Origin of the sequence: Arthrobacter sp. USHLN218 (assembly GCF_037144715.1) — a bacterium.
Lineage (GTDB): Bacteria > Actinomycetota > Actinomycetes > Actinomycetales > Micrococcaceae > Crystallibacter.
Map to the genome: position 1 here is coordinate 148,188 of NZ_JBBCYT010000003.1, position 13,948 is coordinate 162,135.

Below are 13,948 nucleotides of genomic sequence, written 5' to 3' on the forward strand. Positions count from 1 at the left end.
TTGATCCAGGCGGGGGGCAGCCGTGTGCGCTTCGGGACGGAGTGCGGTTAAACGAAGAAGCCGGCCGGGAGACTTTCGTCCCTCGACCGGCTTCCCTGCGCCGAAACTTAGCGGCTCGTAACTTCAGCCTTGGTCTCGGCTGCCTCAACCGGGGCGTGGCCGTGGCTGTGGGCTGCTTCGAGCTCGGCGGGCGTCACCGGGGCGACACGGTCCTCGAAGAAGAAGCGGGATAGGCGTCCGCGCAGCTTCTCGGTCCGCGTGATGCGGCCGTTGGCGTCCGGTGCGGCAGGCTGGACGACCGGCGACTCGAAGTCCACCAGGCGGTGCAGCTTGTACTCGTTGAGCGGCTCGTGAACCTCGATGAACTCACCGTGCGGCAGGCGGACGATGCGACCGGTTTCGCGGCCGTGCAGCACGATCTCCCGGTCCTTGCGCTGCAGCGCGAGGCAGATCCGACGCGTCACCATGAAGCCGATGATCGGGCCGATGAAGAACAGCGCGCGGAGCCAGTAGGTCACGTCGTTGAGCGAGACATGGAAGTGCGTCGCGATCAGGTCGGAGCTGGCAGCTGCCCACATGACGCAGTACCAGACCACGCCTGCGACACCGGTGGCCGTACGGAACGGAGCGTTGCGCGGACGATCCAGGATGTGGTGTTCGCGGTTGTCCTTGGTCACCCAGCGTTCGATCCACGGCCAGGTGAACATCAGGCCGAAGAGGATGCCGGCAGGCACCAGGGCCGGAAGCAGGACGTTCAGCGAGAGCGTGTAGCCGCCGAAAATCACGTACTCGAAGTGGAAGTCTCCGAGCACACCAGGCATGAGTCGGAGCGCGCCGTCCACGAAGCCGATGTACCAGTCAGGCTGGGTACCAGCGGACACGGGGGACGGGTCGTAGGGGCCGTAGTCCCAGATCGGGAGGATCTGGAAGTTGGCTGCGATGATCGCGACGATACCGAACACGATGAAGAAGAAGCCGCCGGCCTTGGCCGCGTAGACCGGTCCAACCGGGAAGCCGACAACGTTGTTCTCGGTGCGGCCCGGGCCGGGGTACTGGGTGTGCTTGTGGACGACGACCATGAACAGGTGGATGGCGATCATCAGCAGGATAAGTGCCGGTACCACCAGGATGTGCATGACGTAGAGGCGGCCCACGATGGCAGTGCCGGGGAATTCCCCTCCGAAGATCAGCATCGACAAGTACGTGCCGATCAGCGGAATCGCCTTGATAACGCCGTCGATGATGCGCAGGCCGTTACCGGACAGCAGATCGTCAGGCAGCGAGTAGCCGGTGAAGCCGGCGGCCAGTGCCAGGATCAGCAGGACGCAGCCGACAAGCCAGTTGAGTTCGCGCGGCCGGCGGAACGCACCGGTAAAGAAGACGCGCAGCATGTGCACGGAGACCGACGCGACAAAGAGCAGCGCGGACCAGTGGTGCAGCTGGCGCATGAACAGGCCGCCGCGGATATCGAAGGAGAGATCCAGCGTCGACGCGTAGGCGACGGACATTTCCACGCCCTTGAGCGGGACGTACGAGCCCGTGTAATGCGTTTCGGCCATTGACGGGTCGAAGAACAGCGTCAGGAAGGTTCCGGACAGCAGCAGAAGGACGAAGGTGTACAGCGCCACTTCACCGAACATGAAGGACCAGTGGTCAGGGAAGACCTTGCGGCCGAACTCCTTGACGATGGACGACGCGCCGACGCGTGTGTCAACGAAGTTGCTGATACGGCCAACGCGGGTTTTCGGCTGGTACGTATCGGGTGATGTCGAAGCACTCATGGTTAGCCACGCTCCCAGTAGCTAGGTCCGACAGGTTCGTGGAAGTCGCTGGTAGCCACGAGGTAGCCTTCGCTGTCCACACTGATGGGCAGCTGCGGCAGCGCGTGCGAGGCCGGACCGAAGATGACTTTGCATTCCTGGGTCAGGTCGAACGTCGACTGGTGGCAGGGGCAGAGCAGATGGTGTGTCTGCTGCTCGTAAAGAGCGACGGGGCATCCCACGTGCGTGCAAATCTTGGAGTAGGCAACGATGCCGTTGTAGTTCCAGTCTTCGCGGCCGGGGGAGACATGCAGATCCTCGGGGTTGAGGCGCATGAGCAGGACGACGGCCTTGGCCTTTTCTTCCAGCTTGTGCTCGGCTTCGTTCAGCCCTTCCGGGATGACGTGGAAGGCCGAGCCAATGGTGACCTCCGAGGCGCGGATGGGAGTTCCCTCCGGGTCGCGCGTCAGGCGGACGCCTGCGTCCCACATGGAGTGGCGCAGCACGTCCGGGTTGAGGTCCTTGGACAGGTCGCGCAGGATTCCAATGGCCGGCAGCGGCGCCAGCAGCATTGCTCCAAGCAGCGTGTTGCGAATCAGCGGACGGCGCTTGATGCCCGATTCCGAGATGATCTCACTGACCATCGTTTCCGCGATCTGGCGGTCCTCTTCGGTACGGACTGCATGCCGTTCCTCAGCGATTTCGTGGTCCGGCATCAGGGTCTTTGCCCAATGCACGATGCCGACGCCGATCCCGAGCATGGCGAATGCGGTGCCCATACCCAGCAGGAAGTTCTGCAGACGCAGCGTGGAAATCGCGGTGGTTTCATCCAACCGGATGGCAAAGTACCCGACGAAGAAAAGCAGGGTACCGATGACGGAGATTGCGAAGAGTATCGCAACCTGGCGTTCGGCACGCTTTTCGGCCCGGGGATCCTTGTCGGCAAGGCGCGGACGATGCGGAGGTAGTCCAGGATCCTGGAACTTCTCCACTTCGCCCTGGCCAGCCGTAGCAACGGTGCCCGAGGATTTCGGACCGCCGTGACTATGGTCGCCCATGATCCCTCTCATCCTTCTCTGTAGCTCTCAAGTTTACTCAGTGCGTGTGATTTCAGTAGTTACCCGGCGGCTGGTTAGCCGCCGGGTTCTCAGCAGTTAGGACGACCGCTGGGTCAGCCAGATGGTGAAGGCGATAACCACGCCCAAACCGGCGGTCCAGATCAGCAGGCCTTCAGACACCGGGCCCAATGAACCGAGTGCGAAGCCGCCTGGGGATCCCTGGGCCTCGATGGTCTTGAGGAACGCGATGATGTCCCGCTTGCCTTCAGGAGAGATGTTGGCGTCGTTGAAGACCGGCATGTTCTGCGGGCCGGTCACCATGGCCTCGTAGATGTGCTCTTCGGTGACACCCGACAGGCTGGGAGCGAACTTGCCTCGGGTCAGCGCGCCACCGGCGGCCGCTGCGTTGTGGCACATGGCGCAGTTGACGCGGAACAGCTCGCCGCCCGCGGCCGGGTCGCCCTTGCTCGTGTCCAGGATTTCTTCGGAAGGAATTGCCGGCCCGGCACCCAGCGAAGCGACGTAGGCTGCCAGCTGCTCGGTCTGTTCTTCGGTGAACTGGGCCGGCTTCTTCTGGGCCTGCGGCCCGGTCATCTGCATGGGCATGCGGCCGGTACCGACTTGGAAGTCAACGGCTGCAGCGCCGACACCGATTAGGGAAGGACCTGCCTGGTTGCCATGGGCGCCTTCAGGCGCACCGACAGCACCGATTCCGTGACAAGTTGCACAGTTGGCTACGAAGAGCTTCTCGCCCTCCTGGATGTCCTGTGCGGAATAGGTGGTGGTTGCGGCTTGGGCTTCGTTGACGGTCCCGGCTACGGCGTACAGGCCGCCGGTGACCAGCAATCCCATGAGCAGTAGGGCAATGGCCGCCAGCGGATGTCTCCGCTTTTGCGAGAGTGCCTTCACTTGGTCGTTCCTAACTTTATGGTGCGTGTGGCGGATGCAGCTTCTTGAATTCTGTCCTCTGTAGAAGAACAGTCAAGTAAGGCTTACTTCAGGAAGTAAATGATGACGAACAGCGCGATCCACACCACATCCACGAAGTGCCAGTAGTAGGACGTCACGATCGCCGAAGTGGCTTCGAAATGGCCGAACTTCTTGGCGACGTAGGCGCGTCCGATGATCAGCAGGAAGGCCACGAGACCGCCGGTCACGTGCAGGCCGTGGAAGCCGGTGGTGATGTAGAAAGCGGAGCCGTAGGCGTTCGAGGAAAGCGACACGCCTTCGGAGACGAGCATGGCGTATTCATACGCCTGCACGGAAACGAAGATGGCACCGAGCAGGAAGGTCAGGAGGAACCACTCCACCATGCCCCACTTGGCGATATTGAAGACTCCGCCGGCGCGGCGGGCCTGGAGGCGCTCAGCGGCGAAGACGCCGAACTGGCAGGTGAATGAGCTGGACACCAGGACGATGGTGTTGGCCAGCGCAAACGGCACGTTCAACTTCGCCGTCTCGTCCGCCCACATTTCGGGGGACGTCGCGCGCAGAGTGAAGTACATGGCGAAAAGACCGGCGAAGAACATCAGCTCGCTGGCCAGCCAGACGACGGTTCCAACGGAAACCATATTCGGGCGGTTGAGCGTAGGATGCGCCGGGGTACTGGGGGCGTGGGTTGCAGTTGTCACCTAGCCATTATGTCTATAAACCTGCTGAGTTCACCAATGCAACGGAACCATCGGCGAGCCGTGATCGTTCGGGTTCCGCGTGTTTCCGCGGAATGCCGAGTGGTTAACAAACGACAGGTTTCTACAAAACGTAGATAACCTAGGGGAGTGACTTCCATTAGCAGCCCCCAGTCCGCACCCACTTGGCCCGTTCTGCTCTCGGCTTTGATAGCCGGGGAGAACCTAGGTCGGGAGCAGACTCAATGGGCGATGGGCGCCATCATGGGCGGGGAGGCGACGGACGCACAGATTGCCGGATTCCTGGTGGCGCTTCGGGCCAAGGGCGAGACCGTGGAGGAGCTGACCGGCCTCGTCGACGCGATGGTCGCGCATGCCCGCCCGATCGATATCTCCGGGGAGAAGCTGGACATCGTCGGAACCGGCGGGGACCGGCAGAACACGGTCAACATCTCCTCGATGGCTGCGCTGGTGTGCGCCGGAGCAGGAGCACGCATCGTCAAGCACGGCAACCGGGCCGCGTCCTCGTCGTCGGGGTCTGCCGATGTTATCGAGGCACTCGGCGTGCGTCTCGACCTGCCGGTGGAGCGCGTCGCCCAGACCGCAGTCGACGCCGGCATCACCTTCTGCTTTGCCCAGGTTTTCCACCCGTCAATGCGCTATGCCGGTGCCGTCCGCGCCGAACTCGGCGTGGCGACGGCCTTCAACTTCATGGGTCCCATGACCAACCCGGCCAACCCCACCGCGTCGGCGATCGGCGTCGCGGACCCGCGCCTGGCCCCGCTGATCGCCGGAGTCCTTGCAGCCCGCGGCCGCCGCGCCCTGGTCTTCCGGGGCGAGGACGGGCTCGATGAGCTCACCACCACCGGGAGGTCGTCGGTGTGGGAGGTTCGTGACGGCAGCGTCACCGAATCGGTGATCGATCCCCTGGACCTCGGCATTCCGCGCGCCACCCTGGATGATCTGCGCGGTGGCGATGCCCAGGCCAATGCCGAAGTAGTCCGGCGCGTGCTGGCCGGTGACCGCGGTCCCGTGCGCGACGCCGTCGTACTTAACGCCGCCGCCGCGCTGGTGGCCCTGGACGATTCCGCGGAAGGCCCGCTCCAGGACCGGCTGGCGAAGGCGCTCGTACGGGCAGGCGAATCCATTGACAGCGGTGCGGCCGCTGCCGCCCTGGACCGCTGGGTACAAGCCACCCGCTAGCGGATACGACAAGGGGGCCGGAAGTTCACCCTTCCGGCCCCCTTGTCCTGTCGTCTGCGGTATTAGTGGTCGAAGCCCAGCGAGAACGCCGCGTCCAGGTCGTGCTTGGAGTACGTGCGGAAGGCGATATGCGTCGTCGTAGCCTCCACACCGCTGACCTTCGAAAGCTTGTCCGCAATGACGTCGGCCAGATCCTCATGCTTGGACACGCGGGCCACCGCGATCAGGTCCCATTCACCGGTCACCGAGTAGACCTCGCTGATGCCCTCGATCTCCGAGATCTCCTGCGCGCACTCCGGGATCCGGGACGAGTCGGTCTGGATGAAGACAAATGCTGTAACCACGCTGGCAGCCTTTCGTTCGCTAATGAATTCCTACTTTCGAGGTTATGCCACCGCGCGGCGATTCCGAATCCGTATGACTGCAGCCGCCACAAGCCGCCAGCCCAGCAGGAAGACCGCCAGCGTCACCGCGGTCACGATCTGGAAGGCGACGGCGAGCCCGCCCCCGGTGAGCCCGCGCAGGGCCAGACCCAGGACCACGGCACAGAGCCAGATTGCCACCCCCGCCGGCCACACGGCGAGCGGCCGCAGCCAGGCCCGTGACAGCGCCCAGCCGATCAGCGCGCCGACGAGGAACGGCGCGGCGGTCAGCAGGACGCCTGCCGGATCGAGGCCGTGTTCGTGGGTGTCCCGGCCAATGGCTGCAAAGAGAACGACGGCGGCGGCATCGGCCGCGAGGGCCAGGACTATGCTGGAGGTGCTTGAGGAGGCGGGGAGGCGGTTCACCTATCCAGCCTATCGCGGGCCGGCAGGCAGTCTCCGCGTGCCGGCTCCTGGTGCCGGCTCGGGGAGGGGGAGGACGAATGGGGATCATCCAGGTCGCCCAGCACGCCGAGGACCTTGAGCGTGCCGTCGGGTTCTACTCCGATTTGCTGCAGCAGGAGCCGGCGGTCCGGTTCGAACCGCCCGGGTTGGTGTTTTTCGTCCTCGATGGCGTGCGGCTGCTGCTGGAGCGGGGCGCGCCGTCGACGCTCCTTTATTTTTCAGTGCCCGATGTGCGGTCTCGTATCGAGGAGCTGCGCGCGGCCGGTGTGGAGATCGTCGGCGAGCCGACGCGGATCTTCCGGCACGAGGACGCGACGCTGGGGCCGGCCGGCACGGACGAGTGGATGGCCTTCATCCGCGACAGCGAGGGGAACACCGTGGGCCTGGTCAGCCGCTACGGCGGCTTGTCAATACGCTGACAAGGTTCCATACTTGTAGTCATGGAAACAAGCGTAGCGGTTTGTGATGTTCGTCCTGACTGTTGACCAGAGGAAGTCCCGGCAGCGCCAGGATCTTGTCGAGGCAGCCATGGACACGCTCAACGGCGACGCGCTGCGTCCGTTGGTGCTGCCCTTCGACCGGACTGCCGGGGATGAAATGCAGGCTGTCGTTGCGGAGCCGGCAGTAGTTCTCAGTATTGCCATGGAGCTCGCCGCCAGCTCGTCATGGAGCGTCGGCATCGGGATCGGGCCGGTTAAGGAGCCATTGCCGGGGAACACCAGGGCGGGCGCGGGGGAAGCATTCGAAAGGGCGCGGACTGCCGTCACGGCGGCCAAGGCCGCGTCGGGCAATATCGCCATCTCGGGAAAGAGCCCGCTGGCGGCCCAAGCCGAGGCCCTGCTGCAGCTGCTGGTGCTGGTGGCGCGGAAGCGCAGCAAAATGTCGGAGGAGGCGGGCATACTCAGTGATCAGGGGCTGACGCAGCAGCAGATCGCCCGGCAGCTGGGGATTAGCCAGCAGGCGGTCTCCAGCCGGTTGCAGAGCGGTCTCTGGCAGGAGTCGCGCCGGGTATTGTCGGTAGCCGAGTCGCTTTTGGAAGGAGCTGATCGTTGAGTTCGGCAGGGCTGATTATTCTGTGCATCGCTGCCTTGGTGTCCGCACCAATGTATTTCCAGCGCATGCGGGGGAGCGGCTACGCAGTCCTGTACACGCTCAGCGCGCTGACCGTCCTCCTGCTGGGGCTGGCCGGGCTGCTGGCCTCACTGGGGGATGCCGGGCTGGGGGCCGGTGTCTACGCATTCGCCGTGGCCGCCGCGGCGATCGGCGGCGGCCCGGTAACCGTTGCAATCCTGCGGCTGTCCTACAATGCCACCCATCCGGAAAACGTCGCAGAATCGGAGGAAGAGCCGGTGCTCCGCGGCGGCGCCTGGATCGGCGTCCTCGAGCGGATTGCGATTGCATCCACCCTGTTGGCCGGCTGGCCCGAGGGCTTGGCGGTTGTCCTGGCGGTGAAAGGTCTTGGGCGCTACTCCGAACTCGGCCAGTCCGGCGCCGCCGAGCGGTTCATTCTCGGGACGTTCTCGAGCGTCCTCTGGGCTGCCGCAGCCGCCGGGATCGCCGTCCTGGTGCGCTGACAATTGTTTCCGATGACGGCTGCGCCGCGTGGGCCGAAGGCCCGCGGCACGAAGGGCGGGGGATTCCGTGGCTGATCCGAGCGGCGGGCGCAGCGCGGCGGCCGCCCTGCTGGAGGATATCGCGCTCGAGTACGGCGGGGAGCCCGGCGTGGACTGGGGAACGATGTTCCGGGGCCCTGGACTGAGCATTGACGGCAAGATCTTCGCATTCCTCGGCCGGGAGGACCGGCTGATCGTCAAGCTGCCGCGAGGCCGGGTCCGTGAGGCACTGGACTCCGGCTCCGCCCACGTGGTCACCTTGGGGCGCCGCACCCTAAAGGAATGGATAGGGTTCCCGTACAACGAGGCCGACGCGGCCGCCACGGCAGCAACGTGGCATCATGTCGCACGCGAGGCTTTCGAATATGTCCGGAGCCTCGCCTCCGAAGGCGGATAGGCGAAGCGGCCCACGCGGCAGCCAGGCAGAGGCACTCCTGCTCGCAGACCCACAGGCGCCGGCCGGTTGGTTCAGGGCTCTAGGCGCTTGCGCAGGAGGCAGAACTCGTTGCCCTCGGGGTCTGCCAGGACGTGCCATTGTTCGTCGCCGGCCTGCCCGACGTCGGCGGTGCGGGCGCCGAGGGCGAGCAAGCGTTCCAGCTCGGCGTCCTGGTCCCGGTCGATCGGATTGACGTCGATGTGCAGGGGCAGCTTTCCGTTTCGGGGATCGCTGCTGGGGCTCAGGATGATGGTGGGTTGCAGCCCGCCGAACCCGGCATCGGCGGGGCCGATCTCGATGGCGCCGTCTTCCCGGTCGAGCTCCACGTAGCCGAGGACCCCGCACCAGAACTTCGCAAGGTGTTCAGGATCGGCGCAGTCGAGGACCAGTTCACTGATGCGGGATGTCATGCACCTCAGTGTAGGAGGAGCTCGGCGTGAACGCAGCCGGTTCTTTGCATTGGTGGCTCAGCGGTCTTGCAGACGCGTGTAATCGGGAAGAACGAACCTATCCGTCGAGTCGCGGCCCCGGCCCAGGCGCGCGGCGACGCCTCGCGCGATCGGGGTGCAGGCGGCGCGGATCGCGGCGTGCAGAATGGCGACGCCCGACCGGGAAATAGGATTGGCGATCCTAGGCACTCCTGGCGGAAGTTTCTGCACCTGCCTGACCCACGGACGCATGATTCGCTCGTACTCGCCCAAGCCTTTGCCCTGGGCCCCATGCGAGGCAAGCTCTCCGGCCAGCACATAGGCGCCGACGACGGCGAGCGTCGTTCCCATGCCGCTCACCGGGGAGGGACAATAGGCGGCGTCGCCGAGAAGGACGGCAGATCCGCATGACCATCGGTCAGCGCGCACTTGTCCCATCACCTCGAAGTACAGGTCCTCGACGTCCTCCAACGCCCGGAGCACGCGGTCGGCTTCCCAGCCCGCGGAGGCAAAGGTCCGGTGCAGCAGCCCCCGCTGTTGCTCCGGGCTCCGCTGGTCCGCGGGGGCGCGGCGCTCTGCCCGGGACAATGTCCGCGTGATCAGCGCACGCATGGTGCCGTATCGGTCCGGGCGCAAGGATATGGTGCCCCCAGGGGCGTTGAACCACCGCCACCAGTTCGTGTCCGAAGCGGTGCGCGGAATGGTCGCCCAAGTCGCTTCCACTCCGAGGGACCGGACAGCCGGTTCGTCGCCGAAGACCAGGCGGCGGGTCCCGGAGCCGATGCCGTCCGCGGCAACTACAAGGTCGAATCTTTCCGGGGGAGCGTGTTCAAACGTGACGAGGGCGGCCTCGTCTTCCTGCCGCACCTCCGTGATCCGATCCCCGAACCGGTACTCGGTGCTCTCGCCGGTGGCCGAGACCAGCAGTCCAGCAAGGTCGCCGCGTAGAATCTCCACCTCGGCGGTCATGCTCATGCCGCTGGAGTCTCCGACCGGAAAGCGGGCCAGGACCTGACCGTGTGACCCGACAAATTCCAGTCCCAGCTCGCCCGTGTGCGCACGGCGGACCTCCTCCGCCAGTCCCATGCGGCCTATGACCTGCAGCCCGGCACCTCTGAGGTCAACGTTCTGTCCGCCGGTACGCAGCTCCGGCGCCCGTTCGACGACCGTCGTACGCCAGCCATAGCGTGCAAGCCAGAACGCGAGAGTCGGTCCGGCAATGCTCGCCCCCGCAATGAGGGCGGAAGGAGTGCCCATTTTCCGAGGATAGCCCAGCAGGAAGGCGGCCTGGGTGGGCGCACACCGAGCAGCGGGAGTTTCAGTATTCTGTGATAGGCCCAAGTGCGGGCAACCGGCTTCTGGCGGGAGCGAGAGGGAAGGGCAGCTATGCGGATCGAACTCGAGGCGCCGATCAGCGAGGACGTGTATGGCCTTCTTGGCGAACATCTGAGGGAAATGCTTGCGATATCTCCCGCGGAGAGCGTGCATGCACTCGACCGGCGTGCCCTGTCGGCGCCGGACGTCACGTTGTGGTCCGTCCGGGATGCCGGCGTCCTGTTGGGGTGCGGCGCCCTCAAGGAGCTGGCTCCCGGTTTGGGCGAGATCAAGTCCATGCGAACCGCCGGCGCTGTTCGAGGCCGGGGTGTTGGTGCGCGAATGCTCATCCACCTGATGGAGACTGCAAGGAAGCGTGGCTACGCGCGGCTGAGCCTCGAAACGGGAACCGAGGAATTCTTTGCGCCCGCCCACAGACTCTACGAACGGCACGGCTTCAGGGAGTGCCCGCCTTTTGGTGATTACCGGGGGATCCGAACAGCCTCTTCATGGCTTTGGACTTGAGGACGGAAGGACAGCCGGGCCCCGATACCGGGCCAATCCTGACAGCATGGCCCTGAAACCATGTGCGGTTTCCCTCACCCGGTTCAGCACGTGCCCGATGAGCTGTGCCTCTCGTGGTTCCGGCGGCTACACTGCGCCACGCCAGGGGCAGCGCCATGCAGCCCTACGCAGCGGCCGGTCACCAGGTCTTTCCGGCGACCGGCCCTGTCGTTTAGCGGGCGAGCGTGCTGCGGCTGTCGTCGCGGATCTGACCGACGAGTTCCTCGAGCATGTCTTCGAGCGTGACGACGCCGTTGGGGCGTCCTTCGCTGTCGGTGACGAGGGCCAGGTGCGCGCCGTCTCGTTGCATCCGGTTCAGCGATGACCGCAGGCCCTGGTGTAGGTCCACGGTCGGCAGTTTCCGGACCAGGTGCCCGGGCACGGGCAGGCGCCGGGCCTGCTCGTCCAGTGACAGGAGGTCCTTCACATGCACGTAGCCCTCCATTCGGCCGTTCGGCTGCTGGAGCGGGAACCGGGAGAAGCTGTTCGCGGCCACCCGTTCGATCTGCTCAGGTGTGCTCCCGTCCGGCAGGGCCAGGACCTTTTCGAGTGGAATGATGATGCTTTCGACCGTGCGTTCCTCGAAGGTCAGCGCGCCGAGCAGTAGCCGTTCGTCCTGTTGGTCCAGCAGTCCGCCGGCGCGGGATTCCTGGACCAGGCCGGCGACTTCATCACGGCTGAAGGCGCTGGCCACCTGGTCCTTGGGCTCGACATTGAACAGGCGCAGGATGGCGTTGCCGATGCCGTTCATCACCCACAGGACCGGCTGGAGGATCCGCACGACGACGACCAGGGCCGGGCCGAGGACCAGCGCCATGCGCTCGGGGCCGGCCAAGGCAATGTTCTTGGGCACCATTTCACCGAGCACCACGTGCAGGTAGGTGACGACACTGAGGGCGATCGCGTAGGCGATCGGGTCGATCCACCCTGCCGGGATGCCCCATGCAGCGAACGGCCCTTCCAATGCGTGCACCACCATCGGCTTGGTGACGTAGCCGAGGGCCAGAGAGCAGACGGTAATACCCAGCTGCGCGCCGGCCATCATCAGGGACACGTGCTCGATCGCCCACAGCGTCATTCTGGCGGCCCTGCCGCCTTGCAACGCCTTGGGTTCGATAATGCTGCGTCGCGCCGCGATCAGGGCGAATTCGGCACCGACAAAGAAGAAGTTTGCCGCCAGCAGGACAATGGTCAGAATGATTCCGGTGGTATCCACTAAAGGGTTCCCTCCTCGGCGCTGCCGGGGTGAACGGTGACCAGGACCTTGGAGATCCTGGCGCCGTCCATATCCTCGACCCGCAGTTCAAGGCTGGCGCCGGGGTGCTCATGAGTTTCCTCGGTAACCAGTTCCACCGCATCTCCGGGTTCGGCGATCCGGCCCAGGCGCAGGGTGACCAGGCCGGCGAGTGTGTCGTAGGCCTCGTCGTCAGGAATGTGGTGTCCGAGGATTTCTGTGGCTTCATCCGGGCGCAGGGAGCCGTCCAGGCGCCAGTGCCCGAAGGGGAGCCGCTCACTGGCCCCGTCGTCCGGGTCGTGTTCGTCCACCACCTCGCCGACGAGCTCCTCGACGAGGTCTTCGAGGGTGATCAGTCCGGCGACGTCACCGGTTTCATCGATCAGGACAGCCATCTGCAGGCCGCCGGTGCGTAGGGTGTCCATCAGGTCATCGAGCTCGACGGTGTCGGGCATCAGCGTCGGCTCGTCCATGACCTCGTCCACCGTGATGTGCGGGCGCTGCCCGTAGGATACGGCCAGTCCGTGCCGGACATGCACAATGCCCTCGACCCGGTGGGATCCGGGCTGCATTACCGGGAACCGGGAGTGTCCGGTCCGGGCCGCGGTGGCCAGCATGTCCTGCACGCTCTGACCCGGCGCCATGGAGACCATTCGGGTCCGGGGTGTCATCGCGTCGTTGGCGCGGCGGGAACCGAATGCGAACGAACGTTGAACGAGGTCGGCCGTTTCTTCGGGCAGCACGCCCTGCCGGGCGGAATGGCGCACAAGCACGGCCAGTTCCTCCGCGGACCGGGCTGAAGCCAGCTCTTCCTGGGGTTCGATGCCGACAGCGCGCACGATCCGGTTCGCCGTGCCGTTGAAAAACAGCAGCAGCGGCTTGGTCGCGGCACTGAATCCGCGCTGGAATCCGGTCACGGCCCGCGCGGTGGACAAGGGCTTGGCGATGGCGAGGTTCTTCGGCACCAGCTCGCCGAACACCATCGTCAGCACGGTCGCGAGCACCAGCGCCAGCGTCACCGACACCGAACGTGCCACCGGGCCCGGCAAACCGGCTTCCGACAGCGGGCCCACGACCAGCTCCGCAATGGCCGGCTCGGCGAGGAACCCGATACCCAGATTGGTCAGCGTGATGCCCAGCTGCGCCCCGGACAACTGGGTGGAGAAGGTGTTCATCCCCTTGAGCACGCCCACCGACTTCCGGTCGCCGGCGTCGGCCGCGGCCCTGACTGTGTTCCGGTTCACCGTGATCAGCGAGAACTCTGCCGCCACAAAGAGCCCGCACGCGGCAATCAGCAGCAGGGCAACCAGGATCGAGACTACTTCCATCGAGTACACCCCCCGCCGACAGAATCAAGCGCATTGACGCGCGGCAGGGGGCAAAATCTATGCCCCGGACTGTCACCGGGAGTAGACATGGTTCCTCTCAAAGAACTGATTCATAAAACAATGGCCCGTGCGGATATGCGCCGGGTCCGCACCATTCTGCCAAGAAGGGGCCGCATCACCCAAGTCAATTTCACCCATGTTCACCGTAGGAAAACAGGCACTTGGCAGGGGACGGACCGCCGAAAAGCGCTCTCCGTCCCGCTCAGGCAAACAGTCTGCGATGTCGATCATCCCCGGCAGGACAGCTGCCCCCAAGCCCGACATCGAAAGATACATTGGCGCCGTTATCGGCACTGCCGGGGCTCGGCTAAGCGGCCGGGCGGGACATGGAAAACGGGGCCCGTCACTCCGGCGGGATGCTGGGTTTTCCTGAGGGCCCCCGAGGGCGCCTCACAACCGTTCTGACAGCCTTTACGATGAGGCAATGCTGCTCGTCATGCTGCTCGGATTGGTGCTCATCGTGGCTTCGGCCACGTACGCGGTCCGGCATGCACG

Annotated in this window: 16 protein-coding genes; 6 read left to right on the plus strand and 10 right to left on the minus strand. The window is 65.1% G+C overall.

The window, feature by feature from the left end:
* Nucleotides 1-107 precede the first annotated feature (107 nt).
* From qcrB to ctaE, 4 genes are all read right to left on the minus strand, one after another.
* A complete protein-coding gene (gene qcrB / locus WFH44_RS07965; protein ID WP_336713117.1) occupies nucleotides 108-1,781 on the minus strand; it encodes a cytochrome bc1 complex cytochrome b subunit in 1,674 nt (557 codons plus the stop codon).
* 2 nt (nucleotides 1,782-1,783) lie between these two features.
* Entirely contained in the window at nucleotides 1,784-2,818 is a 1,035-nt protein-coding gene (qcrA, locus tag WFH44_RS07970) for a cytochrome bc1 complex Rieske iron-sulfur subunit (RefSeq protein ID WP_336713118.1), read from the minus strand.
* Between the two features lie 96 nt (nucleotides 2,819-2,914).
* Entirely contained in the window at nucleotides 2,915-3,727 is an 813-nt protein-coding gene (qcrC, locus tag WFH44_RS07975; protein ID WP_336713120.1) for a cytochrome bc1 complex diheme cytochrome c subunit, read from the minus strand.
* Nucleotides 3,728-3,810: 83 nt separating this feature from the next.
* Nucleotides 3,811-4,449, minus strand: coding sequence for an aa3-type cytochrome oxidase subunit III (ctaE, locus tag WFH44_RS07980; RefSeq protein ID WP_336713121.1), 639 nt, complete (start codon nucleotides 4,447-4,449; stop codon nucleotides 3,811-3,813).
* Between the two features lie 156 nt (nucleotides 4,450-4,605).
* Here ctaE and trpD point away from each other — a divergent pair, with 156 nt between their 5' ends.
* Nucleotides 4,606-5,649, plus strand: a complete 1,044-nt coding sequence (gene trpD, locus WFH44_RS07985; RefSeq protein ID WP_336713645.1) for an anthranilate phosphoribosyltransferase — start codon at nucleotides 4,606-4,608, stop codon at nucleotides 5,647-5,649.
* A gap of 62 nt (nucleotides 5,650-5,711) precedes the next feature.
* Here the strand turns inward: trpD and WFH44_RS07990 are convergent, their stop codons facing one another.
* A complete protein-coding gene (locus WFH44_RS07990) occupies nucleotides 5,712-5,993 on the minus strand; it encodes an Lrp/AsnC family transcriptional regulator (RefSeq protein ID WP_262104541.1) in 282 nt (93 codons plus the stop codon).
* A 42-nt stretch (nucleotides 5,994-6,035) separates the two neighbouring features.
* Nucleotides 6,036-6,437 (minus strand): DUF3054 domain-containing protein, encoded by a 402-nt coding sequence (locus tag WFH44_RS07995; RefSeq protein ID WP_336713123.1) that lies wholly within the window; start codon nucleotides 6,435-6,437, stop codon nucleotides 6,036-6,038.
* 77 nt (nucleotides 6,438-6,514) lie between these two features.
* On the opposite strand from WFH44_RS07995, the gene WFH44_RS08000 reads away from it, so the two are divergent.
* The 4 genes from WFH44_RS08000 (at nucleotide 6,515) to WFH44_RS08015 (ending at nucleotide 8,486) form a co-directional block, all read left to right on the plus strand.
* Complete coding sequence (locus tag WFH44_RS08000; protein ID WP_336713125.1) at nucleotides 6,515-6,895, plus strand: VOC family protein; 381 nt, start codon at nucleotides 6,515-6,517, stop codon at nucleotides 6,893-6,895.
* A gap of 46 nt (nucleotides 6,896-6,941) precedes the next feature.
* Nucleotides 6,942-7,529: a sigma factor-like helix-turn-helix DNA-binding protein gene (locus WFH44_RS08005; protein WP_336713128.1), complete on the plus strand. Its 588-nt coding sequence runs from the start codon at nucleotides 6,942-6,944 to the stop codon at nucleotides 7,527-7,529.
* Nucleotides 7,526-8,050 carry a hypothetical protein gene (locus tag WFH44_RS08010; RefSeq protein WP_336713131.1) on the plus strand — a complete coding sequence of 175 codons (525 nt, stop codon included), beginning with the start codon at nucleotides 7,526-7,528 and terminating at the stop codon, nucleotides 8,048-8,050. Before WFH44_RS08005 ends, WFH44_RS08010 begins: the two co-directional genes overlap by 4 nt.
* Before the next feature lie 67 nt (nucleotides 8,051-8,117).
* The gene (locus tag WFH44_RS08015; RefSeq protein ID WP_336713133.1) at nucleotides 8,118-8,486 is read left to right on the plus strand and encodes a hypothetical protein; all 369 of its coding nucleotides are present in this window, start codon (nucleotides 8,118-8,120) and stop codon (nucleotides 8,484-8,486) included.
* A 71-nt stretch (nucleotides 8,487-8,557) separates the two neighbouring features.
* Here the strand turns inward: WFH44_RS08015 and WFH44_RS08020 are convergent, their stop codons facing one another.
* Both WFH44_RS08020 and WFH44_RS08025 read right to left on the minus strand, forming a co-directional pair.
* Nucleotides 8,558-8,935, minus strand: a complete 378-nt coding sequence (locus tag WFH44_RS08020) for a VOC family protein (RefSeq protein ID WP_336713134.1) — start codon at nucleotides 8,933-8,935, stop codon at nucleotides 8,558-8,560.
* 57 nt (nucleotides 8,936-8,992) lie between these two features.
* Nucleotides 8,993-10,210 (minus strand): FAD-dependent monooxygenase, encoded by a 1,218-nt coding sequence (locus tag WFH44_RS08025; RefSeq protein WP_336713135.1) that lies wholly within the window; start codon nucleotides 10,208-10,210, stop codon nucleotides 8,993-8,995.
* 129 nt (nucleotides 10,211-10,339) lie between these two features.
* Here WFH44_RS08025 and WFH44_RS08030 point away from each other — a divergent pair, with 129 nt between their 5' ends.
* On the plus strand, nucleotides 10,340-10,792 hold the full coding sequence (locus WFH44_RS08030; RefSeq protein WP_336713136.1) for a GNAT family N-acetyltransferase: 453 nt from the start codon (nucleotides 10,340-10,342) through the stop codon (nucleotides 10,790-10,792).
* A gap of 211 nt (nucleotides 10,793-11,003) precedes the next feature.
* Here WFH44_RS08030 and WFH44_RS08035 read toward each other — a convergent pair whose 3' ends face one another.
* Both WFH44_RS08035 and WFH44_RS08040 read right to left on the minus strand, forming a co-directional pair.
* Nucleotides 11,004-12,047 (minus strand): hemolysin family protein, encoded by a 1,044-nt coding sequence (locus WFH44_RS08035; protein ID WP_336713138.1) that lies wholly within the window; start codon nucleotides 12,045-12,047, stop codon nucleotides 11,004-11,006.
* Nucleotides 12,047-13,393: a hemolysin family protein gene (locus tag WFH44_RS08040; protein WP_336713140.1), complete on the minus strand. Its 1,347-nt coding sequence runs from the start codon at nucleotides 13,391-13,393 to the stop codon at nucleotides 12,047-12,049. Before WFH44_RS08040 ends, WFH44_RS08035 begins: the two co-directional genes overlap by 1 nt.
* Nucleotides 13,394-13,948 lie beyond the last annotated feature (555 nt).